Annotated in this window: 20 protein-coding genes; 3 read left to right on the forward strand and 17 right to left on the reverse strand. The window is 61.4% G+C overall.

Annotated elements, in window-relative coordinates; genetic code table 11:
- Nucleotides 1–5: 5 nt before the first annotated feature.
- Nucleotides 6–1,331, forward strand: a complete 1,326-nt coding sequence (locus tag H4I99_RS20615) for an NAD(P)/FAD-dependent oxidoreductase (RefSeq protein ID WP_163898437.1) — start codon at nt 6–8, stop codon at nt 1,329–1,331.
- A gap of 82 nt (nt 1,332–1,413) precedes the next feature.
- Nucleotides 1,414–1,761, forward strand: coding sequence for a cupin domain-containing protein (locus H4I99_RS20620; RefSeq protein ID WP_163898440.1), 348 nt, complete (start codon nt 1,414–1,416; stop codon nt 1,759–1,761).
- 146 nt (nt 1,762–1,907) lie between these two features.
- On the opposite strand, the gene H4I99_RS20625 is transcribed toward H4I99_RS20620, so the two are convergent.
- From H4I99_RS20625 to H4I99_RS20660, 8 genes are all read right to left on the reverse strand, one after another.
- Nucleotides 1,908–2,855, reverse strand: a complete 948-nt coding sequence (locus H4I99_RS20625) for a sugar-binding transcriptional regulator (RefSeq protein ID WP_163898443.1) — start codon at nt 2,853–2,855, stop codon at nt 1,908–1,910.
- Nucleotides 2,856–2,876: 21 nt separating this feature from the next.
- Nucleotides 2,877–3,875, reverse strand: coding sequence for a hypothetical protein (locus tag H4I99_RS20630; protein ID WP_163898446.1), 999 nt, complete (start codon nt 3,873–3,875; stop codon nt 2,877–2,879).
- A gap of 30 nt (nt 3,876–3,905) precedes the next feature.
- Nucleotides 3,906–5,000, reverse strand: coding sequence for an ABC transporter ATP-binding protein (locus tag H4I99_RS20635; protein ID WP_163898449.1), 1,095 nt, complete (start codon nt 4,998–5,000; stop codon nt 3,906–3,908).
- Nucleotides 5,001–5,011: 11 nt separating this feature from the next.
- The gene (locus H4I99_RS20640) at nt 5,012–5,827 is read right to left on the reverse strand and encodes a carbohydrate ABC transporter permease (RefSeq protein WP_163898452.1); all 816 of its coding nucleotides are present in this window, start codon (nt 5,825–5,827) and stop codon (nt 5,012–5,014) included.
- A complete protein-coding gene (locus tag H4I99_RS20645) occupies nt 5,815–6,687 on the reverse strand; it encodes a carbohydrate ABC transporter permease (RefSeq protein WP_163898455.1) in 873 nt (290 codons plus the stop codon). The genes H4I99_RS20640 and H4I99_RS20645 overlap by 13 nt, the downstream gene beginning before the upstream one ends.
- Before the next feature lie 65 nt (nt 6,688–6,752).
- Complete coding sequence (locus H4I99_RS20650; protein ID WP_244625202.1) at nt 6,753–8,030, reverse strand: ABC transporter substrate-binding protein; 1,278 nt, start codon at nt 8,028–8,030, stop codon at nt 6,753–6,755.
- 44 nt (nt 8,031–8,074) lie between these two features.
- Nucleotides 8,075–9,544 (reverse strand): FGGY-family carbohydrate kinase, encoded by a 1,470-nt coding sequence (locus H4I99_RS20655; protein ID WP_163898458.1) that lies wholly within the window; start codon nt 9,542–9,544, stop codon nt 8,075–8,077.
- Nucleotides 9,537–11,243: a glycerol-3-phosphate dehydrogenase/oxidase gene (locus tag H4I99_RS20660; RefSeq protein WP_163898461.1), complete on the reverse strand. Its 1,707-nt coding sequence runs from the start codon at nt 11,241–11,243 to the stop codon at nt 9,537–9,539. Before H4I99_RS20660 ends, H4I99_RS20655 begins: the two co-directional genes overlap by 8 nt.
- A 914-nt stretch (nt 11,244–12,157) precedes the next feature.
- On the opposite strand from H4I99_RS20660, the gene H4I99_RS20665 reads away from it, so the two are divergent.
- On the forward strand, nt 12,158–13,606 hold the full coding sequence (locus H4I99_RS20665; RefSeq protein ID WP_163898464.1) for an aldehyde dehydrogenase family protein: 1,449 nt from the start codon (nt 12,158–12,160) through the stop codon (nt 13,604–13,606).
- A gap of 138 nt (nt 13,607–13,744) precedes the next feature.
- On the opposite strand, the gene H4I99_RS20670 is transcribed toward H4I99_RS20665, so the two are convergent.
- From H4I99_RS20670 to H4I99_RS20710, 9 genes are all read right to left on the reverse strand, one after another.
- Complete coding sequence (locus H4I99_RS20670; RefSeq protein ID WP_163898467.1) at nt 13,745–14,932, reverse strand: saccharopine dehydrogenase family protein; 1,188 nt, start codon at nt 14,930–14,932, stop codon at nt 13,745–13,747.
- Between the two features lie 24 nt (nt 14,933–14,956).
- Complete coding sequence (locus H4I99_RS20675; RefSeq protein ID WP_163898470.1) at nt 14,957–16,471, reverse strand: aldehyde dehydrogenase family protein; 1,515 nt, start codon at nt 16,469–16,471, stop codon at nt 14,957–14,959.
- Nucleotides 16,472–16,579: 108 nt separating this feature from the next.
- On the reverse strand, nt 16,580–16,927 hold the full coding sequence (locus H4I99_RS20680; protein ID WP_163898473.1) for a cupin domain-containing protein: 348 nt from the start codon (nt 16,925–16,927) through the stop codon (nt 16,580–16,582).
- Nucleotides 16,928–17,059: 132 nt separating this feature from the next.
- Nucleotides 17,060–17,422 carry a cupin domain-containing protein gene (locus H4I99_RS20685; RefSeq protein ID WP_163898476.1) on the reverse strand — a complete coding sequence of 121 codons (363 nt, stop codon included), beginning with the start codon at nt 17,420–17,422 and terminating at the stop codon, nt 17,060–17,062.
- Nucleotides 17,415–18,707, reverse strand: a complete 1,293-nt coding sequence (locus H4I99_RS20690; RefSeq protein WP_163898479.1) for a nucleotide disphospho-sugar-binding domain-containing protein — start codon at nt 18,705–18,707, stop codon at nt 17,415–17,417. The genes H4I99_RS20685 and H4I99_RS20690 overlap by 8 nt, the downstream gene beginning before the upstream one ends.
- Nucleotides 18,708–18,726: 19 nt before the next feature.
- Nucleotides 18,727–19,770 carry an ABC transporter ATP-binding protein gene (locus H4I99_RS20695; protein WP_163898482.1) on the reverse strand — a complete coding sequence of 348 codons (1,044 nt, stop codon included), beginning with the start codon at nt 19,768–19,770 and terminating at the stop codon, nt 18,727–18,729.
- Nucleotides 19,767–20,558: an ABC transporter permease gene (locus tag H4I99_RS20700; protein ID WP_163898485.1), complete on the reverse strand. Its 792-nt coding sequence runs from the start codon at nt 20,556–20,558 to the stop codon at nt 19,767–19,769. Before H4I99_RS20700 ends, H4I99_RS20695 begins: the two co-directional genes overlap by 4 nt.
- Nucleotides 20,555–21,355: an ABC transporter permease gene (locus H4I99_RS20705; protein ID WP_237352020.1), complete on the reverse strand. Its 801-nt coding sequence runs from the start codon at nt 21,353–21,355 to the stop codon at nt 20,555–20,557. The genes H4I99_RS20700 and H4I99_RS20705 overlap by 4 nt, the downstream gene beginning before the upstream one ends.
- Before the next feature lie 177 nt (nt 21,356–21,532).
- The gene (locus H4I99_RS20710) at nt 21,533–22,591 is read right to left on the reverse strand and encodes a polyamine ABC transporter substrate-binding protein (protein WP_246225549.1); all 1,059 of its coding nucleotides are present in this window, start codon (nt 22,589–22,591) and stop codon (nt 21,533–21,535) included.
- Nucleotides 22,592–22,616: the final 25 nt, after the last annotated feature.

Consider the following 22,616-nt stretch of genomic DNA (forward strand, 5'->3'; position numbering starts at 1 on the left):
GGCCGATGAACACGTTTTCTCCCTTCGACGTGACGCTATGGTATGCGACGGCTGCCGCGACACCCAAGACCGAACCGCTGGAAGGCCGCGTGCAGGCGGATGTCTGCATCGTCGGAGCCGGCTATACCGGCCTGACGACCGCTCTCGAACTTGCCCGGGCCGGCGTCAAGGTCGTGCTGCTGGAGCGGGCTGAAGCGGGCTTCGGCGGTTCCGGCCGCAATGCCGGTCACTGCACCCCCACCTTCACCCATTACAGTCTGCCCGAATTGCGCACCATGCTGGGCGCGCCCTGGGCAGAACGTCTGATCGAGCGCCAGACGCGGGCGAACGACCGCGTTTCCAGCATGATCCGCGACTACCAGATCGACTGCGAATGGGTGCAAAACGGCTATGTCATGGGCGCGCCCTACAAGGGGGCGTTGGCCGGCATCGACAAGAAGGTAGAGACCTACAATGCCGTCGGCGCCCGCACTCGAGTCCTCGACCGGGACGAGGTGGAAGTCATGACCGGCAGCCCCCGCTTTTATGGAGGCTGGCTCCACGAGGAAGGCGGACATCTCAATCCGCTCGGCTATGCGCGCGGTCTTGCCCGCGCCGTCATGCAGGAGGGCGGCGTCATCCACACCGGTTCGGCAGTCATCGCCTGTGACCGCAACCCGACCGGCGGCTGGTCGGTAAAGACGGACAAGGGCGAGGTGGTCGCAGACAAGGTGATCTTCTCCACCGGCGCCTACACCATGGGCGGATGGCCGAAACTCGACCGCACCTTCAAGATCCAGAGGGTTTTCGTCGCGGCAACCCAGCCGCTGGACGAGGAAACGCGTCGCACCGTGCTGCCGAACAACACGACGATCCACGACGGACGCGGCGATATCTACGTCTACAAGTACAATGCTGAGGGACGCATCGTCGCTTCGATGTTCCCGATGGGCCGGCGCGGCCGCGACATGGCCTATACGCGGCAGGTCATGAGCGACCGGCTGAAATGGCTGCATCCGCAGATCAAGGGCGAGATCCGCTGGGATTACTTCTGGTTCGGCGAACTCGACATGCAATATCGCACCGTACCCCGCTTCTATTCCCTCGCTCCCGGCGTGGTGGCGCTGACCGGCCTTTCCGGACGTGGGGTACCGACCGGTTCCATGCTCGGCTCCATCCTTTCGGAATGGGCGCTCGGCAAACCGGAAAACGAACTTCCCCTGAGGCTCGAGCCCCTGAAGGAAGCGCCCTTCTACATGAACTTCGGCCCGGCCCTGACACTGCGCTACTACCGGATCAGAGACAATATCGCAGCCAGGCTTTCTGGCGCACCGCTACCGCCACACGCCTGAGCGTTTTCATCGCCACGCGCCGTGACGGCGGGAGTGTCACTTCCGCCGCAATAACTATGGATCGAGAACAAGGAGATCACTAATGACCATGCAGATTTTCAACATTTCCGACGACATCGACCTGACGCCCGGACTGCCGGCGGATGGCCGTGACAGCGGTTCCTACAGGCGCTCCATCTGGCAGGATGATGTCGAAAACGGCACCATCGTCGCCGTCTGGAAGGCAGAGCCCGGCACTTACAGCTATCCGGGCCGCGACCTCGAGGAAACCTTCGTCGTGGTGGAAGGCGAGGCGCTTTACTCCCAGGAAGACTCAGAACCGATGAGGATCGGCCCCGGCTCCATCGTGCGCGTCGCCAAAGGGGTGGCGAGCCGGCTGGAGATCCTTTCGACCTTCCGCAAGCTCGCAACCGTCGTGCCCAAACCCTGACGCGCTAGAGCAATTTCAGCCGAAGCGCGATCGCTTTGGCGTCGGACCATGCGGTAAGAACAAAAAGTAGAGAGTTTTCGCGATCCGGAGAAAAGCGGAAACTTTCTAGCGACATGGCTGCCGGTGTTTTTTCACACCGGCGAGATCTAGGCGGTGGAAACGAGAAGTTCCGCCATCTTGATGTCGGTCACGAGATGATCCACGAAGCCACCGCGCAGGGCAGCTCTCGTTGCATCGAGCTTGAAGGTGCCGCTCACCACGAGCAGCCCTTCCATCTTGCGGAGCAGATCGTGGTCGGCGCCGATGATGCGTTGATCGAGATCGCCGAGAACCGCCCGCCCCGCTTCGTCGATGAAACGGCCGGCGATGATCCCGACCGCGCCCCGGTTGCGGTATTCATCGATTTCCTCCACGGTCGCGATCTTGAACTGCACCACATGGGTATCCGGCGTACAGGGGCTGAGCGAAAAGATCGACTTGTTGCACTTATGCAGGTTCTCGAGCTGCTCGCGGATGATCGGCTCCACTTTCAGCGCCGACGCCAGCGCCGAGCTGGAACAGACGGCCGGCGCATTGAAGTTGATGCAATAGGCATCAAGGCGCCGGGCGATTTCGGTGGTACAGCTTTCCGACGTGCTGAGCAGCGGATTGGCGATCGATCCGAGAAGCTGGCGCACCGTCAGGTCTTCGATCGCCCAGTGCGGCACATATTCCGAGACGAAGGACACGGTCTGCCCCCAGGAAACGCCGAGCACATCGCCCTTTTCGAGGAAGTTCGGCAGATGGTGCGCTGCGACCTCACAAACCGCCCGCGTCAGCATTTCGCCCTGCATCCCGTCATCGGGAACGACATGCACGCTCTTCAGGCCGTATTTCTCTGTCAACGCATCCGCCATGGCATTGACGCGGTAATGCTCCGGTGCGACCTGGATGCAGACGATGTTCCGCTCCTTGGCTAACTTCAGGTAGCTGATCACGGTCGGCCTCGACAGGGAGAGCGCGTCGGCAATCTCTCCCTGATTGAGGTTCTTGACGTAGTACATCCACGCCACCTCGGCGACAATCTTGTTTGACGGATGTTGCGGTCGGTACATGGATGTTTCCCGGTTACCCTCTTACCGCTCTGCGGCGGCCATCAGTACCTCTTCGGTGATCAGCAGATCGTCGTCAACAGAGCGGTCCGCCGCAAGGCCGAGATTGGCGAGATCGCCGTGATAGCCGCGAATGGCCTGAACAGGCGTGGCGTCGCCATCCGCCACGGCACGCATCCATTTGATGAAGGTGGGCTGATGCTCCGCCATGTTGATCTTGCGGCCGAAAAGCGCAAGACGGGCGCCGAACTTTTCCGCCTGCCAGACCAGCTCGAACGTGTCGCGATGCGTGCCGGTGCCACCGCCAAGCACGCCGATCACGACGGAACTGTCGTGAGCGACAAGCTCCTCAAGGGCAGCGGGGCCGTTATAGGCGACCTTCAGGAATTCCGGTCGCTCTTCCACCGTCAGGCTCGCAAGTGCGCGGGCGATGCAGTCGTTGACATACATGCCCGTTTCCGCGGCGCTAAAGCCGGTCGGCATGTTGGGGTTGAACACTTCAAGGAAATGCTTCTTACCGGCAGCCCGCGCCTTCGGACGGAAATCGCGATAGGCTTCAAGCGTCGCGGTATCGGCCTCGGTGTTGTTGTTGAACGTCATCGAATAGAGGCAAAGCTCCGCCTGCGCGCGCGTCAGATCCGTGCCGCTATAGGGCAGCGACTGCGTCGCGCGGTAGTTGCCGCCGCGAATGACGCCCCAGACATCCGTCGTGTCGTTGGCCCGGAAGGCCGGCATGATGCGCGAGCCGGAAAAGGCGCCGCGCGACTGCAGGTTCTCGATGTTGGACGTGGAAGCCAGCATGATGTCGACGACATCCTGCTTCACCAGTGCCTCGATCTCGGCAAGAAATTCGGCGCGGGTGCGGTTGCCGGTCGCCCGACCCTCGGCATCCCTGCGACGCCCGGCCGTGAGGATGCCGCCGGAGAGATCGGCGTCCTTGGCATCGGCGATGATGAAATCTCCCTTCGCGTACTGGCCGGCACGGATGCGTTCCATCTTTTCTTCGTAACGGGTTTTCGTCATGTCATGATCCATCGTGCTGTCGAAGATGCCTCAAGCCGCGGCGCGCAGGAGCGAGCGGCCATCTTCCTTCGAGAAAATGTGAATACTGTCCGCGTCGATGGAGAAATCGACCCGCTGTCCGGCCTCGAGCGTCCGGAATGCCTTGGTGACAAAGGACATCTCCCGGCCATCGACATCGACGATCACCTGTCCCTCGCTGCCCATGTTTTCGACGAGCACCACCGTTCCGCTGATGACGTTGACATCGCCCTCTGCGGCAATGTCCATCTTGGAAGGACGAAGGCCCACCTCGACCCTCGCTCCCTGACCGAGCTCCCGATAATCCTTCGCCGACACCTTCAGTCGGATCGACCCCGAGGTCAGTTCCGCCTGTTCGCCGTCGATGGCGACGCTGCAATCGCGGAAATTCATCGCCGGCGAGCCGATGAAGTCGGCAACGAAGCGGGTGGCCGGCCGGTCGAAGATTTCCGACGGCGTGCCCTGCTGCTCGATCGCACCTGCCCGCATCAGCACGATGCGGTCGGCAATCGTCATCGCTTCGAGCTGGTCGTGCGTGACGAAGATGGTGGTGGTCTTCAGATCGAGATGCATGCGGCGGATTTCGGTCCGCAGCTTCTCGCGCAGCTTGGCGTCGAGGTTAGACAGGGGTTCATCGAACAGGAAGAGCTTCGGCGTCTTGATCATGGCGCGGGCCATGGCAACGCGCTGCTGCTGGCCGCCCGAAAGGTTCTTCGGCTTGCGCTCCAGAAGCTGGGCGAGACCGAGCATATTCGACACATGCTCGACACGCCGGCGGATCTCCTCGGCCGGCACTTTCTGCCGGCGCAGGCCGAAGGCGATGTTGTCGAACACGGACATATGCGGATAGAGCGCGTAGGACTGGAAGACCATCGCCACGCCACGCTCGCCCGGCGGCAGATGCGTCACGTCGCGGCCGCCGATGCTGACCGTGCCGTCCGATATCTCCTCGAGACCGGCGATCATGCGTAGCATGGTGGACTTGCCGCAGCCGGAAGGTCCGAGAAAGACCACGAATTCATGGTCGGCGATGTCGAGGTTGAGATCCGAGATGACCGTATGGCTGCCATAGGACTTGCGGATCTTGGTGCATTTGATGTTGGCCATGTCGATTTTTCCTATTTCCGGCCCGTGGCAACCATGCGGTTGATGAAGCTCATCAGAAGACCGATGAAGACCAGCGGCGGCAGTACGAGGATGACGGTCGAGGCATTGATGACGCCCCATGGAACTTCCTTGCCGAGCGACGTGATGGACGCGGCCACGACGGGGAGCGTGGAGTTTTCGGCAGCGAGCGTGAGCGCGAGCAACAGTTCGTTCCAGACCAGCACGAAGGTGAAGACGAGGGAGCCGAACAGCGAGGGTGCGGCGATCGGCAGCGCAAACTTGAGGAAGATTTCGGTCTGCGAGCAGCCTTCCATCGCCGCCGCTTCCTCGATCTCCTTCGGTACCCGCTCGAAGGCCGGCACGGAAAGCCATATGACCGTCGAGATGGTGGAGATCAGGTAGACCAGGATCAGGCCCGTCAGCGTGTCGTAGATGCCGCTGTCGAGATAGATGATGATGAACGGGATCGCGATTGCCACCGGCGGCATGAAGCGCAGGGACAGAACGAAGAACTGCAGGTCGTCCTTCTTCTTCTCCACATGCCGCGCGAGGCTGTAGGCGGCGGGAATGCCGAACAGCGCCCCGAGCAGGACCGAGACACCCACGACCACCACCGAATTGCCGAGACCATCGCGGATGGACGGGTTCTTCAGGATGGTCGCGAAGTTCTCCAGCGTCGGCGTGAAGATGAGCGTCGGGACCGGCGTCACGATATCCTTCAGCTTCTTGAACGAACCGAGGATGGTCCAGACGATCGGCAACAGCGCGATCAGGATCATAAGGGCCAGGAAGCCCCGGGAAAAGGTGCGGCGGATCAGGCTGACCATTTGCGGATACCTCGCCAGACGAGCGTAAAGACGACCGTGGTTATGAGAAGAAGGAGAATGGACATGGCGGAGGCATAGGAAACGCGACCGCCGAGATTGATGCCGGCCTGATAGGCATAGAGATCGAGTGTCTCGGTCGCCGTTCCCGGTCCACCGCCGGTCATGACGAAGATCAGGTCGAAGGACCGCAGCGATTCCACCGCCTTGACGAGGGCAAGGCTGATGATTGGCGCCTTCAGCATCGGCATGGTCACATAGGCGTGAATTTCCCAGGTCTTGGCATTGTCGAGCTGGGCGGCTTCGATCGGATCCTTGGGCAGGGTCTCAAGCAGCTTCAGCATGATGACGGTGAAGAACAGGCCCCACTGCCAGATGTCGACGACGGCGACCGAGAACAGCGCGAGCTTCGGATTGGCCAGAAACTCGATCGGACCTAAGCCGAACAGGCCGGCGATGTAGTTGATGAGGCCAAGCGACGGCGAATAGAGAAAGCGCCAGATAAAGGCGGCCGCGACGCGCGGAAGCAGGACCGGCGCGAGAAACGCCAGGCAGATCAGGTTGCGTGCGCGCGCAGAACGCGTGTTCTCGAAGATGTAGACCGACAGGAACATTGCCACCAGCAGCGAGCCCGCAACGGTCACCACCTCCCAGATCGCGGAGATCTTGAGGGCATTGAGGAAGCGGCGGTCGCCGAGAAGACGCTGGTAGTTGTACAGCCCGACGAAATCATAATCGGGATAACGCAACGACCGGTCCATCACCGAGAAGTACAGCGCTCCGGCAACGGAAACCAATGCCAGGATCGCGAGAATGGTAAAGGCGGGCGCAAGCGTCCAGAAGACGAATCTCTGTTTTTGCATTCCGTTGCTCTTTGAAAGTTGCGGGCCCGGCCGGGCGCATGTTCGCCCGGCCGCGGCCTCTGCAGTTATTTTGCGTGCCGAAGCGTGTCCTCGGCGGCGAAGGCTGCCTCGTCGAGCGTTGCCTGAACGTCCGTCTTCGTACCGGTGAAGAGTTCTTCAAGCGCAAGGCCGAGATTGTCGCCGATCTCCGGCCAGACGGGGCTCGCCATGATCAGAAGCTGCGTGCGCGAACCCGTCGCCAGCAGTGCCTCAATGTATTCGGCCGGCACGGCGTTGGCGAAGGCCTCGCTCTTCAGCGTGGACTGGCGGCCGATATCCGAGGCGATGCCGTCGGCAAGGCGATGGGCTTCCATCTCCTTGGAGGTTGCCCAGCCGACGAAATCGCCGGCAACCTTCTTCGTGCACTCGTCCTTGGCGCCGACCGTCGAGACGGCGAAACCATGCGCCCAGCCGGCAGAGCCGAGCGGCTCGGGCGGCGGGGCATAACCGACCTTGCCCTTGACCACCGACTTTTCCGGATCTTCCATCCACGGACCGAACACGTCGGATTCGATCAGGTACGCGACCTGACCACCACGGAAGGCTTCGACTGAGTCCGACCAGTTGAACGTGCCGACGCCGGGCGGCGCATACTTCATCAGGTCGATATAGAGTTCGGTCGCCTGAACGCCCTTGTCGGAGTTAAAGGCCGGCTGATCGCCATTCATCCATTCGCCGCCAAGACCGCGGAAGAACGGTGTCCAGCGCCATACGTTCATGCCGGAGCCGCGCTGGCCGCGGGCAGCCCATCCGTAAAGCTTGTTGGCAGGATCGTTGACCGCCTTGATGCCGGCAACCATCTCGTCCAGCGTCTTCGGCACGGCAAGGCCAGCCTTTTCAAGCACATCCTTGCGGTAGATTAGGATATCGCCACCACCGACGAAGGGCGCGAAATACTGCTTGCCCTGATAGCTTGCGACATTGGCGAGGTCGACGCGGAAGTCGGCGATGTCGTATTCGGCGGGTAGCACATCAGCCAGCGGATAGATCCATCCGGCCGTCGCATATTCGGGCGTGTTCGCCTCATCGACGTAAAGGACCTGATAGGCACCGGCGCCAGTAGAGGCATCGAGACGCGCCTTGGCGCGGCGCTCGTTCTCACCGAGAAGATTGATCTTCACCGTCGTCTGCCACTTCTTGTTGAACTCGCCGACATACTTGTCGAGTTCAGTGACGGACGGCATGCCCTGGCCGATCACGTTCAGAGTCGGCACCTTGCCGACGCAGGCATCTTCCTGCGCCCGGACGGCAGCCGGCACCGCCAGCATGCATACGGAGCATAAAAAGGCTGTCTTCAATTTCATCGTCATTCCTCCTCCAAAGAACTGATTTTCCAGGTTGCCGATCGCTAGAAGAGATCGGCGAGTTTCTGATCGAGTGTCAGAAATTGCTGATAGCGTTCCTCGTAGAACTGGCGCACCGCCGCATTGGGCAGGGCCGTCCGGGTCACGCGGCACATGCCGCGCGACGCCGCCGCAAGATCGCTGTAATGGCCTGTTGCAACCGCCGCGCACATCGCGGCACCGAGCGCGCCAAGTTCCTCGCCCTCGGATACTTCCACCGGCAGGCCGCAGATATCGGCGAAGATCTGCGACCAGACCTCACTCTTGGATGCGCCGCCTGCGAGGCGGATGGTCGAAGGCCTGAGCGGTGCGACATATTCCGCAACGCTCTCGCCATGCCGGCGATGCTGGAAGGCAACCCCTTCGTAAAGGGCGCGCAGCATCGAGCCGCGATCGTCGGAATTGACGATGCCGACGAAGGCGCCACGCCTCGGCGCCGGACCGTTGACGAAGGGCATGAAGTGGCAGCGCCGGCCGGCAACCGGGCTTGCCGCAACCAGTTCATTGGCCGTCGCCACGTCGATCTGGCCACCGGCGGCGCGCGCAAGATACCAGTTGAGATTGGCCGCCGATGTCGGGCTTCCTTCTGCCAGAAGACGGCAGGCGCGGTCCCGGTGCAGCATGTTGAGGATGGGCGGCGGCTGGCGAACCTTCCTGTCCGTTTCGATCGCATTGATCGACCACGTTCCGGCAATCATGGTCAGCGCATCGCCACCGATCACGCCGGAGCCGGTGACGCAGGCGCTGACATCCATCATCGCCGCGACGACCGGTGTTCCGGCCAACAGGCCTGTTTCCTCGGCCGCGGCATGCGAGATCCGCCCGGCTATGCCGGTGTTTTCCACGAGCGGCGGCATGCGGCTTACGAAAGAGCCGATACCCAGACGCTCGAAATAGGCGGCGTCGTAATCGCCGCGCTCCAGATCCAGCAGACCACCGCCGCTTGCATCGGTCGGGTCGGACGCCGCAACACCCGTCAACCGCATGCGGATGTAATCCTTGCAGGCCAGCGCCCAGCGGGTTCTCGCGACGACATCGGGTTCGTTCCGCGCCAGCCAGATCAACTGCATGATCGTCTGGCCACCCCAGATCCTGTGGCCGGACAGTTCCTCCATCGCTTCGGCCGTACCGTCGCGATGAAACTCCTCGACGATCGACTGCGCCCGGTGATCGACCGAGACGATGCCATCGCGCGTACCGCGACCGTTCTCGTCGACCAGAAAGATGCCATTGCCGAAACCCGTGCAGGCGATGGCGGCGATGCGGCCGGGATCGACCTGCGTGGAGGTCAGTTCGCGGATAGCGAGCGCCGTGTTGCGCCAGAAGGCCTCCGGCTCGCGCTCCACCCAGCCATTGTCGCGATGGATCGTGGAAACATCGACGGCGCGGGATGTCACCAGCCGTCCGTTTCCGTCGAAGATCGCGGCCTTGACCGCAGTGCCGCCGGCGTCGATTGCCAGAAAGAGGTCACCCATGGCGAACCTCCAGCATTTCGGCTCGCGCAGCACCCTGCGGCAGAACGGTCGGCATGGCGAGGCAGCGGGCGATTTCCTTCTCGGCCCATGCAGTATCGAGCCCACGCACCTTCGCCAGATGCAAACCAAAATCGCGCACGATGGCCTCGGTGCAGCGACCGTCGAGAACGATCTGCGTGCGCCGCAAAAGCAGGTCATCGAGGAAAACAGCCGCCCGCTTCTCGATCAGCCAGCGTAGTTCCCGCTCGGTGAAATCCGGAATGCTGGCAATCACCGTATCGGCAGACAGGTTGCAGAACGTTGCGACCTCCTGTGCCACCGCGCCGTATCGGGCAACCAGATCGGACGCCCTTGCCGGGGCAAGCGACAGGCCGCTGCAAAGCCGGTTCACCAGTTCCTGCCGGCCCGCGCCGCCCGATCCCATGCCGGCAGCCCCCCGGTATTGCCGCCGGCGGGTGTCCACCCTGCGCTTGACGGAAAGGATCTGGAAAATGCGGTCGGATGCCTGCTCGCCGAAGGCCCTGAAGGTGGTCCACTTGCCCCCGACCAGAGAGAGAAGCGGCTGGCCGGAAGCGAGCCGGTCCTCGGCGATAAGATGGTCGCGGTTTGCCCGGTTGACGCTTGCGCCACCGCCAGCCTGCAGCGGACGAATGCCCGTCGTTACCGCCACGATATTGCGCTCGGTAACATCGATGTCGTCGAAGAGCCTCGAAAGCGCGCCCGTGAGATATTTGGTTTCGGACGCGGCAACGGTGTCGTCGTCAGGGCTATCGACCTGAATTTCCGTAGTGCCCAGCAAAATGGTGTGATCGAGTGGATAGCAGATTACCATGCGGCCTGTGCCATCGTCGAAATAGAAGGCACGGCTGTCCATGCGCTTCTGCAATTCATCGTGTCGGACCAGCACATGGGCGCCCTTCACCGGCCGGATATAACCCGTGTTTAGGCCGAGCGACCGGTTCACCTGATCCACCCAGGCGCCAGCAGCGTTGACGACGAGTTTGGGGCGCAGGTGTATCGTCCGGCCGGAAACGCGGTCCGAGATCGCGATGCCATTGCCGTCCTGCTTCCAGTCGACATGGTTGAGGCAGGCGACGTTTTCGTTCGCCTGCAGAGCGTCTTCGATCATTTCCATGACCAGCGCCTCCGGATTGCGGATGCGAGCATCGAAATAGCTGATGACGGCGCGGTAGCGCGAAGAGAGGGCTTTCGGAAACGCCGCGCGACGAAGCGCCGTGCGATGCGACGGCAGGACCTTGTCCACGCGTCCAAGGAATTCGTAGAGATAAAGCGCGCCCTTGAGACCGGCCGTGCTCAGTGGACCACTACGGCTGCTGAGACCGAGGAAACGCAGGATCGAGCCGGCCAGTCCGTGCAGGTAATGGGAAAGCGGCACGACCACTTCCAGCGGCAGGGTGAAATGGGGAGCATACTTCAGGAGAAGATTGCGTTCGCGGGCGGATTCGGCAACCAGCTTGAATTCGCGGTTTTCCAGGTAACGAAGGCCGCCGTGGGCCATGCGCGAGGAAGCACTCGTTGCGCCCTTGCAGAAATCCGCACGGTCGATGAGAAGCGTCGAAACGCCGTTCAGGGCCAGTTCGCGCAGAACGGCGACGCCATTCACGCCTCCGCCGACAACAAGCACGTCAAAGTTCGCACCCGACGCGATGCGCGCCAGGCTCTCCTCCCGGATATTCATTCTCTCTCCCAGTGCCCCTCAGGCGGCCTCCGCCAGCTCCCGTTCGATGAGGCAAGCGAAACCTTGCAGTTTGCTTTATAAAAGTCAATCTATGTTTATCTTTGTAAACATTAGCATCAATTAAATATCAAGTTATTGAATTACTTAATTCTTTAGAAAACCGGAAAACCGAAAGGCATCATCGGTGTCTCAGGCATGAGACACAATGTTCGGAAAATCTGAGGCGTTTTCTGTATTGTGGTCTCCGGTCGCAGCCAGGTGACCGGATCGGCAGCCGGCAGAGATCCGTGCTGCCAGACGCAACGAAGGTCGTTTCGACCTTGAACGCGATCGTGTGGATGGCGGCCTGCGGAGTGAAACCGATAACGCATAGACGCTTCTCGTCCTCGGTGCCCGGCGCTGTTGCACCGCATGTGATCGAAGCGGCGTTCACGGTCCGCCCGGTCACGACCGGATACTGATCCGGAACGGCATCAGAAAGCCGAGAGGCTTGCGGCATCGCTCTCCTTGAGTAACAGCATGGCAAGCCGAGCCACTTGTGCGCGGCGCACTGTTGAAGCCTGGCAGCCATGTCGCGCTGATCGGCGGTCCAAAATGCGCGAATGCGACGACGAAACCATCCGCTAGGCTGAACTCCACACCGACAGCCGGGAAACCTGCGGAGATTGCGGGGAATTCGTCCAGTCGATCGAAAACGGGTTGATGTCCTGGGACGACATAGAAGCCGATCTTTTCGACCTTTGCTGAGACGACGCGACATCCTATCTATCCGGGGATGGCATAACACCGTTGAAGAATGCCGGCGGTGCCCATCTCGATCTCTTCACGGCGCAGGAATTGCTGGCCCGGCACGTTGCAGGCCTGTAAGGAATGCCAACCCACCTTTCCAATCTACCATCAGTCAGGATGCCCCCATGCTGCAGAACAAGACACTGATCGAAAAGCTCAACTTCTATATCGATGGCGCTTGGGTCGCTCCGGTTGGCGGAACGCGGATCGACGTCATCAATCCGGCAACCGAAGAAGCCTATGCCGTCATTTCAGGCGGCACCGCAGGCGATATCGATCGCGCCGTGGTAGCAGCACGCCGGGCCTTCGACAGCTGGAGCACCACCAGCCGCGACGAACGGCTCGCCTATCTGGAAAAGCTCGTCGACATTTATGAGCGCCGCATGGAAGAGATGGCAGAGACGATCACCGCCGAAATGGGCGCGCCGATCAAGCTCTCGCGCGAGTCCCAGGCCGTTTCGGGCACTTTCCACCTGAAGGCTTTCATCAAGGCATTCAAGTCTTACGAATGGGAATCCCTGCCGGACGAAAGCCGCCCGAACCAGCGGATCGTGCATGAAGCCATCGGCGTCTGCGGCCTCATCACGCCATGGAACTGGCCTATGAACCAGATCGCGCTGAAGGTCATCCCGGCCGTCGCCGTCGGTTGCACCGTGGTGCTGAAGCCGTCTGAAATCGCGCCGATGTCCGCAATGCTGTTTGCCGAGTTTATGGACGAAGCCGGCTTCCCCGCCGGTGTGTTCAACCTCGTCAACGGCGAGGGCGCTGTTGTCGGCGAAGCGCTCTCCAGCCATCCTGATGTGGATATGATGTCGTTCACCGGCTCCACCCGCGCGGGCGCGGCCGTCTCCCGCGCCTCTGCATCCACCGTAAAGCGGGTTTCGCTCGAACTCGGCGGCAAGTCGCCGAACATCGTGTTCGCCGACGTCGATCTCGCTGCAGCCATCGAGCGCGGCGTCAGGCATTGCTTCGAAAACACCGGACAGTCCTGCAACGCACCGACCCGCATGCTGGTCGAGCGTTCCGTCTATGACGCAGCGGTCGAGATTGCCGCCAAGGCTGGCGCACAGGTCGTCGTCGACGATCCGGCCAAGGACGGCGATCACATCGGCCCGCTTTCTTCCGGCGCGCAGTTCGAGAAGGTACAGGGCATGATCGAGAAGGGCATTGCGGAAGGTGCAAAGCCGGTACTCGGTGGGCTCGGCCGCCCCGAAGGCTTTAACCGCGGCTATTTCGTCCGGCCGACCATCTTCGCCGGCGTCAACAACGACATGGCGATTGCCCGCGAGGAGGTTTTCGGACCGGTGCTGGTGATGATCCCCTTCGACACGGAAGAAGATGCGATCCGCATCGCCAACGATACCGAATACGGTCTTGCCGCCTACATCCAGACCGGTTCGCCAGAACGCGCCCAGCGCGTCGCCCGGAAGCTGCGCGCCGGCATGGTGCAGATCAACGGCACGTCGCGCGCTCCGGGCATGCCTTTCGGCGGCTACAAGCAATCGGGCATCGGTCGTGAAGGCGGCAAATGGGGTCTCGAAGACTTCATGGAAGTCAAGCTCATCGCCGGCTGAGGCAGGCATCCAGCAGCTGTCCACAAATCGCTGCGCTATCGATAAAACATGTAGACCCGGGCTTCATAAAAGCCCGGGTCTTTTTATGAACGTCGGCACGGGGAAGGTGTGACCTGCCCTGCCGTCAGGCCAGCCCCATCACTCGACGAATTTGGCGATGCGGAATTTCCGCTTCTCCAGCTCGGGGAAATAGGTGGCCACGTCGAAATAGCTTTCCGGTGCATGAACTCCCGGCTTTTTCGGCAAGGCAAGGATGAGCTGCGCCGCGATCGACCCATTCATCGAAGTGCAGGCATCGACATAGGGGGCATACATTTCATCGGGCGAAACCGTGACTTCGACGCGGACGGTGCGTTCGACACCATCTTTGCGGCCACGGCCGATGGCGAAATGGATTTCGTGGCTGTCCTGCGTCGGGATCCTGTCGGCGTGTTTACGGATGTTGCGTTCGATCACCTTGTTAAGAACGTCGAGCGGCTTGACCTTGATACCGCCAATCTCGACCGGCTCGTCGAAATCGCCGAAACCGGCCTTGACCAGACCGACCCAGGCCTCGTGCTCGCGATGCGGCAGATGCAGCTTCCAGGAGAATTCGCGGATGCCCTTCTCCCGGATGCCGTCGGCAAGCGGAACGGTAAGTTGTTCCGAATGAGGTGAGTGCATGAATTCGCAACGGCCCCATGGCTCCGGCAGGTCGAGGAATTCGCTGCCGCTCATCGGCGCGCATTCCACATGCTTGCCGTCATAGAACTGGGTGCTTGGATGGGCGTATTCGGCAAGCACCGTCGAGACGCTGTAAGGGGGCACCAGCACCGGGTTTTCGTCCCCCACCAGTTCTGCGGCCCAGTAGAGGTTGATCCGGTCGATCTCGTCGAGTTCATCGGCCACGGCCCGGCAAATGACGTTCGACATGCCCGGATCCGCGCCGCAGCCAATGACGGCGGGCACACCGGCCGCCTTGAAACGCTCATGTTCTGCAAGCTGCTTGACGGTATAGGTGCCAAGGCCGCCAAGGTCCATGTAAGGCACCTTGAGCGCCAGAGCCGCCTCGAAAATCGTCATCTGGAAACCGAGCAGGGTCGGCACGCAGTTGATGCAGAGATCGGCACCGGCAATCGCCGCATGCAGTGCCTCGGCATTGGTCACATCGAGATTGACCAGTGTGATGCGCGGATCGCCGAGTTCAGTCGCCAGTGCTTCCATCTTTTCCCGCGATGCGTCGCAAAGACGGATAGTATTGATGTCGATGATGGCGCGGTCCGAGAGGAGGTCGCGCACGATGCCCGCGCCCATGAAGCCGGCGCCGCCGAGAAGGGTGATAATCATTGATCTTTCCTTTGCATGCATATCTCAGACGTGCTTGCGCCCGCCCTCTTCGTAGAACCAGTCGTCCGGATAGGGATACCACCAGCCCTGTACCGCCGGCTTGTGGTCGATGATGACCATCTTGGCGCGTCGGAAGGTATCGAGGCCGAGCTTCGACAGCTCCCGCCCGAGGCCGGACTTCTTCCAGCCACCAAAAGGCAGGGCGTCGTTATCGATCAGCGGATTGTTGACCCAGACCATGCCCGCCTCCAGCCGGTCGGCGGCCTCCATGGCTTCCTCCAGCGATGTGGTGAAGATGGAAGCACCGAGGCCAAATTCGCTATCATTGGCGCGATCGATCGCCTCGTCGAAATCCCTGACCCGCATGACGGCGGCAACGGGACCGAAGCATTCCTCCCGCATGATCGCCATGTCGGGGGTGCAACCGGTGAGAATGGTCGGTTCATAGAACCAACCGGTCGGCTCGCTCTCGGGAATCTTGCCGCCGATGACAACCCTGGCTCCCTTGGCCTTAGCGTCTTCCACCAGCCGGATAACCTTGGCCCGCGCCGCTTCGCTCACCAGTGGACCGATCTCGGCGCGGGTGAGACCATTACCGATGCGCAATCGCTTCGTCTCGGCGACGAACTTCTCGATGAATTCGTCATGCACGGCATCGACGACGAAGAACCGTTCGGCCGACGTGCAGACCTGCCCGGACATATGAAAGGCTGCGGTAACGGCACCGGGCGCGGCGACATCGAGCGGCGCGTTCGCGGTGATGATCATCGGGTCGGAACCGCCTGCCTCTATCACGGCCGGCTTCATCTGGGCTGCGGCTGCCATGGCCACGGCCTTGCCGGCGGCAACCGATCCCGTGAAAGCGACGGCATGGGTTTTCGGCGATGCGATCAGCGCGCTGGCAAGCTCGACGCCTCCCGGAAGGCACGCGATCAACCCTTCCGGCAGAGCTTCGAACACGGTCATGAATTCGAGCGTGGAAAGTGTCGTTGCGGGCGCGGGCTTGATAATGCAGGCGTTACCCGAGGCAAGCGAAGCCGCAACCGTCCAGCACATCAGCAGGATCGGGAAGTTGAACGGCATGATATGCACGCTGACGCCGAGCGCCTCGTAACGCGCATGCTGGAACGATCCGGCCTGGGTCGTGCCGGCAACCTTGCCCGCCTCGTCGCGCGCCATCTCGGCGAAATAACGGAAGGCGCTGGCGCAGTTCGCCACCTCGCCGATCGCCTCGGGGTAGGGCTTGCCCATCTCACGCGACATCAATTCGGCGCAGCGCCGCATGTCGGTTGCCTCGATGCGGTTAGCAATGCGGTGGAGGATAGTGGCCCGCGTCTTCGCGTCGAGCCGCTTCCAGTCGCGCTGCGCCGCAGTTGCGGCGGCAAGGACGGTTTCCATTTCGGCGGCCGTAGTATCGGCAAAGCTGCCGACAGTCGCAAGCGTCGCCGGGTCGATCACCGCATGGCGCTCGCCCTCGCCCGGAACATAGACGGGGTGCCGGTAGAAAACGGGTTCGGCTGGATTGAACATATCAGTCATTTCCTTGGCATTCTGCGGGTCGGAAAGGTTGCCCGCCCCTCACCCCCTCGCTCCGCTTACGGGGAGAAGGTGCCGGCAGGCGGATGAGGGGCGGACGCCAATTCTCGTTCAGCGGATCATGTAGACCTTCTTCACCGTCTCATGGACGGTGCATTCGCCCTTCCAGTCCTTCGGGAAGAAGGCTGCGGTATCGGGCGTGATCTCGATCACCTCGCCGCTCTCATGCACATAGGTGCAGCGTCCTTCGAGAAAGTGGCAGAACTCGTCGCTCGTGACATGGCAGAACCACTTTCCCGGCGTGCAGATCCACAGCCCGCTCTCGGACTCTCCGTTCGGGCCCTTATAGATGACCTTGCCGGAGGTGTGGCTCTCGCCTTCGATCATGGTGGGGATCACGCCCCAGTCCTTGAGGTCGGTTTCCTCGAGCGGCTTGCGCATCAGGGGTGTTGCGGTCATGGGGAGTTTCCTTTCATTTTCTTGTTGAGAGCATTTCCAGCAAGAGTGCGAAGCGTTTTTGCGTCCGGGAATGCTTTAAAATAAAGGGATTGGGCGTTTTCACCTTTCCGGGAAAAGCGGAAACGCTCTAGGTCAGACCAGCATGTAGATGTTGCGCATGGTCTCGATCACGGTGCATTCGCCGGTCCAGCCACCGGGGAACATGACGACGGTGCCCGGCTCCACCTCGATCACCTCGCCGGCATCCGAGCGGTAAACCGCACGGCCGGCAACGAAATGGCAGAACTCGTCACGCGGAATGGAAAGCCGCCAGCGACCGGGCGTGCAAACCCATATGCCGGATTCCGGCTGGTTATTCGGTCCCTTGAACACAAGCCGGCCGGAAGAATGGGACTGGCCCTCCAGACTGTCCGGCTGGTCGCCCCAGTCCACGAGATCGGAGAAGGTCGTCGCGTCATAGATATGCGGCGCCGAGGATTGCGTGGTCTCAACCATTATAGGCACCGGTCTTTACGAGTTCGTCGAGGATGCCGGCCGCCTTTTGCGGGCCGTTCCTTGCCTGCATGTGGGCGCTGGTTGCCGCAAGCTTCGCCTTCATGGCAGGGCTGTTGATGCAGGCATCGAGCTTTTCCGCAAGGTCCGCATCGGTCCAGTCATACCGCGGCATCTTGAAGCCGTGGCCAGTCTCGTCCACGCGCGTCGCATTATCATGACCATCCCAGACATAGGGCATGATGATCGCCGGCTTGCCGAAATAGAGGCACTCGGTGAACGAGTTGTTGCCGCCGTGATGGATCACGGCATCGACCTGCGGAATGACCGAAGGTTGCGGGAACCAGCTGTCGATGATGACATTGCCCGGCAGGTTCTCGTACTGGTCCTTGTAATCGCCGACATTGACGAGCGCCCGGTAGGGCAACTTGCCGATCGTTTCGATCAGACGCTTCAAGAGGTCCGTATCGCCAGCACCGAGGGAGCCGAAGGAAATGTAGAGGAGCGGCTTGTCGTTGTTTTCAGCGAATGTCGGAACCTCGTAGGATTTTTCCTTGCGGACGCAACCCTCGAGATACTGGAACTGTTTCGGATCGAGCGGATGCTCGCGCTCGAACTTCGCCGGCTCGGGATACAGCAGCAGGTTCATGAAGGGCGACGCCTCAAAGAACTGGCCGATCGGATAGGCCTCCTCTCCACTCTCGGCAAGGAAGCCATTGAAATCGTCGTGGATCGGCTTGATGACATCGTTGAAGTGATCGCGATAGGCCGCATGGCCTTCGAAATCCTTCTCGCCGCAGCCGGAAAGATGGGGCGGGATCCTGGGGTCCTCGATCTCGTTTTCCGAGCAGGAGATGATGCGCACCCACGGCGTGCCGAACTGCTTGATCGCCGGGAAGAGGATGACATTGTCGACGCAGATGAGATCCGGCTTGATTTTCGCCAGCACGCCCGGCAGGTCCTTCTGCGCCCACTTGGCGCTATCGACGATCGCTGTCCAGCAATCCTTCACGTAGTTATCGACCTGATCGTAGGGCGATTTGCGGAAATTCGGGATGTGGCCGTTGATGAAGTCTTCCCAGAACTTCGCCATCTGTTCGGGCGGCATCGGCTCGGAAAGGTTCACCGGATGCGCCTCGAAACCATATCCCTCATAGACCGAAACGAAACCGGGATCGGAAAGGAAGACGGCCTTGTGGCCCAGTGCCTCGACGGCCTGGGCAATGCCGACCGAATTCAGCGCCGGGCCGAAAGCCGCCTCCGGAAAGAATGCAATTGTCTTGGACATGGTGTTCCCCTGTTCTCGCTTATTGGAAGAGCCGGCATTTCGCCGGGTCGATGCCGAGGCTGAGTGTTGCGCCGATCTGCCAGGACCCGGCACCGCTCGCGGGCACGCGAACCTGAAGCGGTGTCTCCGCGGCAGCGGTCTTCACATGCAGCACGCGGTCGAGGCCGTGATAGGCGACATCCGCAATCACGCCGGCGACCGGCAGGTTGCCGGAGGCCTCGACGGCCATGTTCTCCGGCCGTACCGCAAGCGTCGCTACGCCGGGCCTGGCGTCAGGTATCGCAAGCCGCAGTCCATCCGCCTCGAAGACGCCATCCGAGCCGACCTTGCCCTCGATGAAATTCATCACGCCGATGAAGTTCGCCACGAAGCGGTCGGCCGGCCGCTCATAAACGTCTTCCGGTGCCCCGACCTGCAGAAGGCGTCCGTCCTTCAGGATCGCCATGCGGTCGGCCATGACCAGCGCCTCTTCCTGATCGTGGGTCACGATGATGAAGGTGATGCCGGCCTCATGCTGCATGCGCTTCAATTCGAGCTGCATCTTTTCCCGCAGCTTCTTGTCGAGCGCGCCGAGCGGCTCATCGAGAAGCAGCACCTTGGGACGCTTCACCAATGCGCGGGCCAGCGCCACGCGCTGCTTCTGGCCGCCGGAAAGCTGTTCCGGCTTGCGCTCGGAAAACTGCGTCAGGTCCGTCATCGCCAGCGTCTCGTCGACGCGCCGGCGGATCTCGGCCTTGTTCAGACGCTCCATCTCGAGCCCGTAGGAAAGGTTCTGACGCACGGTCATGTGGGGGAAGAGCGCATAGGACTGGAACATCAGGTTGAGCGGCCGCTTTTCGGGCGGCAGCGGCGAGATGTCCTTGCCGTCGAGCAGGATGCGGCCGGCGTTCGGCGTCTCGAAACCGGCGAGCATGCGCAGGAGCGTGGTCTTGCCGCAGCCCGAAGGTCCCAGAAGCGCGAAGAATTCGTTCTCACGGATATCGAGCGAAATGCTGTCGACGGCGGTGATCGGCCCGAAGGTCTTGGCGACACTCTCGATGCGCAGGATCGGTGAACTGCTCATGGGACCTGCTGTTCTCTGTTTAGCCATTGCGAGATCAGGAGCACCGTCGCGCTGACCGCCATGACGATGGTGGCGAGCGCGTTGACCTCCGGCGTGATGCCGAAACGGATCATCGAATAGATCTGCATGGGGAGGGTGATGGATGAGCGGCCGGCGCCCGCCGTGAAGAAGGCGATGATGAACTCGTCGACCGAAAGCGTGAAGGCAAGCAACGCACCGGCGACGATCGAAGGCAGGAGGACCGGGAAGGTCACCCGCCAGAAGGTCGTCCAGCTGGAAGCGCCAAGATCGCGCGATGCCTCGACGATGGAAAAATCGAAATGCTTGAGCCTGGCGCGCACGACCGAGCAGACAAAGGCGAGGTCGAAGATCACATGGCTGATGACGATGGTGTGCAGGCCCATCGTCAGGCCAAGCCGGGAGAAGAACGTCAGAAGGGCTACGGCAAGCACGATGTCGGGGATGACCATTGGCGCGAAGGCCAGCGCTTCCAGTCCGCTGCTCTTGCGCCGCCGCGTTTCCATGCCTAGCGCCAGCAGGGTGCCGAGTACGGTCGAGACCACAGTGGCGAAGACGGCGACGACAAGCGTGTTCCAAGCGGCGCGCAGGATATCGGTGTTGGAAAGAAGCGCCCCGTACCAGCGGGTCGAGAAACCCGACCAGGATGTCGGCAGGCCGCTGTCGTTGAAGGAAAGCAGCACCAGGACTGCAATTGGCAGATAGAGGAAGCCGAACACCAGCAACAGGATGATGCGGCCCGGCAGCTTGCCGGAAAATGTGGCGTTCATTGCGCCGCCTCCCCTCTCCGCTCGCCCGAAGCGTGGGCGGTGGCGCGCGCCTGAACCAGCAGCAGCACGATCATAGTGGCGATCAGGGCCGCACCGAGAGCCGCGCCGAAGGGCCAGTCATTGGCCGTCAGGAACTGGTCGTAAACGAGATTGCCGACCATCTGGAAGCGACCGCCGCCGAGGAGTGCCGGCGTCACGAAATTGCCGATCGACAGCACGAAAACGAAGACACCGCCGGCCGCAACACCGGGCATGGTCAGGGGCAGTGTCACGCGCAGGAAGGTTCGCACCGGCCCGGCCCCGAGATCGCGCGAGGCTTCCATCAGCTCCGGGTTCAGCCGCGACAGCGTCGAATAGATCGCGAGGATGACGAAGGGCAGGTAGTTGTAGACGAGGCCGGTGATGACCGCGGCTTCCGTATAGAGCATCGACAACGGCTCCCCGGTATAACCGAGCGAACGCAGCAGATTGTTGATGAGGCCCTCGCGGTTGAGCAGCACGATCCAGGCATAAGTGCGGATCAGGTAATTGCTCCAGAAGGGCAGCACCGCAAAGAATAGCAGGATCGGCTGGGTCATGCGCGGTGCGCGGCTGATCGCATACGCCGCTGGATAGGCAATGAGAATCGCAACGACCGTCGCCGTCAGGGCGATGCGGGCGGAATTGAGAAAGATCTTCGCGTAGAGCGGATCGACGACGCGGGCGAAATTCTCCAGCGTGAACGTGTACTCCACGCCACCCCAGACGCCGCGTTCGAAGAAGGCGTAACTCAGGACGAGCACGCACGGCACCACCATGAAGGCGACGAGCCAGGCGACGCCGGGCGCGGCGAGCAGGTTCGGTCTGGCGGTGTTGAAAGACAAAGGCATACTCCAGCGAAGCCACGGCAGGCTTCCGCTCATCGATGGTTCATGGATGAATGGTGGGCCCCATGGCGGCCGGGGATTGCCCGCCGCCATGGGAGGATTAGCCGATCAGTTCGCGGCCTTGATCTCGCTCACGATGCGGGAATAGTCCTTCTGCGCAGAACCGAGGTCGCGCAAGAGCTCGTATTTGACGAGGTCTGCAGGCGCCATGGCCATGTTCGGATATTGCTCGACAAGCGCCTTGTCGAGGCTATCCATGGCGGCCTTGTTCGGCACCTTGTAAAGGATGTTCTGGGCGGCCCAGGCGTGGTTCTTGGCGTCGAGGATGAAGTTGATGAACTTCATCGCCGCGTCCTTGCGCTCGGAGCTTTTCATCACGACGATGGTGTCGATCCAGAGGTCGGAACCTTCCTTCGGCACAACGAACTTGATCTCCTTGTTCTCACCGATACCGTAGTTGCACCAGCCGTCCCAGGCATGCACCAGCGACGCCTCGCCGGAAACGAGCTTCGAATAGAAGGTCGTGTCGTCATAGGCGAGAAGCGTCCTCTTCGCCTCAATCAGGAGGTTCTTCACCTCCTCCAGCTTTGCCGGGTCCTTCTCGTTGACGGAATAGCCCTTGGCGAGTTCACCCGCCGCCATCAGCCAGCGGTCGGTGGCGAGCATCGTGGTCTTGCCCTTCAAGGCGTCTGTCGGCTGAAGCAGGTTCAGCCAGCTGTCCGGCGTACCCTGCACGAGGTCGGAACGGTAGCAGAGACCGGTCGTGCCCCAGGTGTAAGGAACGGAGAAGGCGTTGCCAGGATCATAGGCGAGCGTGGTTGCTTCCGGATAGAGATTGGCAAGGTTCGGCACGGCCGCCTTGTCGATCGGCTCCGCCAGCCCCTGCCCGTTCAGGATTTCCGCGAAAGGCGAGGAGACGAAGACGACGTCATAGCCCTTGCCGCCGCTCGCCATCAGCTTGCCCATGATCTCTTCATTGGTGGCGTGGTTGACCACCTCGATCTCCAGCCCGGTCGCAGCCTTGAAGGCATCGGCGATATCCGGGGCCATGTAGCCGTCCCAGTTCGAGATGACGAGATCGGCGGCGGATGCCGCGCCGGCCGCAAGGCTTGCAGCAAGAAGCACCGCGGCCGCAGAGGTCGCAGTCAGTCCGTTCTTCGCTTTCACGGAAGACTCCCTTGTTTCTATTGTT

Source organism: Paenirhizobium daejeonense, from assembly GCF_014280875.1.
In the GTDB taxonomy this organism is placed as follows: domain Bacteria; phylum Pseudomonadota; class Alphaproteobacteria; order Rhizobiales; family Rhizobiaceae; genus Allorhizobium; species Allorhizobium daejeonense.

Excerpts from the sequence above, each read along its gene's own strand:
- H4I99_RS20615 (WP_163898437.1), top strand. The coding sequence starts at position 6 with ATGAACACGTTTTCTCCCTTCGACGTGACGCTATGGTATGCGACGGCT.
- H4I99_RS20620 (WP_163898440.1), top strand. The coding sequence starts at position 1,414 with ATGACCATGCAGATTTTCAACATTTCCGACGACATCGACCTGACGCCC.
- H4I99_RS20625 (WP_163898443.1), bottom strand. The coding sequence starts at position 2,855 with ATGTACCGACCGCAACATCCGTCAAACAAGATTGTCGCCGAGGTGGCG.
- H4I99_RS20630 (WP_163898446.1), bottom strand. The coding sequence starts at position 3,875 with ATGACGAAAACCCGTTACGAAGAAAAGATGGAACGCATCCGTGCCGGC.
- H4I99_RS20635 (WP_163898449.1), bottom strand. The coding sequence starts at position 5,000 with ATGGCCAACATCAAATGCACCAAGATCCGCAAGTCCTATGGCAGCCAT.
- H4I99_RS20640 (WP_163898452.1), bottom strand. The coding sequence starts at position 5,827 with ATGGTCAGCCTGATCCGCCGCACCTTTTCCCGGGGCTTCCTGGCCCTT.
- H4I99_RS20645 (WP_163898455.1), bottom strand. The coding sequence starts at position 6,687 with ATGCAAAAACAGAGATTCGTCTTCTGGACGCTTGCGCCCGCCTTTACC.
- H4I99_RS20650 (WP_244625202.1), bottom strand. The coding sequence starts at position 8,030 with ATGAAATTGAAGACAGCCTTTTTATGCTCCGTATGCATGCTGGCGGTG.
- H4I99_RS20655 (WP_163898458.1), bottom strand. The coding sequence starts at position 9,544 with ATGGGTGACCTCTTTCTGGCAATCGACGCCGGCGGCACTGCGGTCAAG.
- H4I99_RS20660 (WP_163898461.1), bottom strand. The coding sequence starts at position 11,243 with ATGAATATCCGGGAGGAGAGCCTGGCGCGCATCGCGTCGGGTGCGAAC.
- H4I99_RS20665 (WP_163898464.1), top strand. The coding sequence starts at position 12,158 with ATGCTGCAGAACAAGACACTGATCGAAAAGCTCAACTTCTATATCGAT.
- H4I99_RS20670 (WP_163898467.1), bottom strand. The coding sequence starts at position 14,932 with ATGATTATCACCCTTCTCGGCGGCGCCGGCTTCATGGGCGCGGGCATC.
- H4I99_RS20675 (WP_163898470.1), bottom strand. The coding sequence starts at position 16,471 with ATGACTGATATGTTCAATCCAGCCGAACCCGTTTTCTACCGGCACCCC.
- H4I99_RS20680 (WP_163898473.1), bottom strand. The coding sequence starts at position 16,927 with ATGACCGCAACACCCCTGATGCGCAAGCCGCTCGAGGAAACCGACCTC.
- H4I99_RS20685 (WP_163898476.1), bottom strand. The coding sequence starts at position 17,422 with ATGGTTGAGACCACGCAATCCTCGGCGCCGCATATCTATGACGCGACG.
- H4I99_RS20690 (WP_163898479.1), bottom strand. The coding sequence starts at position 18,707 with ATGTCCAAGACAATTGCATTCTTTCCGGAGGCGGCTTTCGGCCCGGCG.
- H4I99_RS20695 (WP_163898482.1), bottom strand. The coding sequence starts at position 19,770 with ATGAGCAGTTCACCGATCCTGCGCATCGAGAGTGTCGCCAAGACCTTC.
- H4I99_RS20700 (WP_163898485.1), bottom strand. The coding sequence starts at position 20,558 with ATGAACGCCACATTTTCCGGCAAGCTGCCGGGCCGCATCATCCTGTTG.
- H4I99_RS20705 (WP_237352020.1), bottom strand. The coding sequence starts at position 21,355 with ATGGTGGTGCCGTGCGTGCTCGTCCTGAGTTACGCCTTCTTCGAACGC.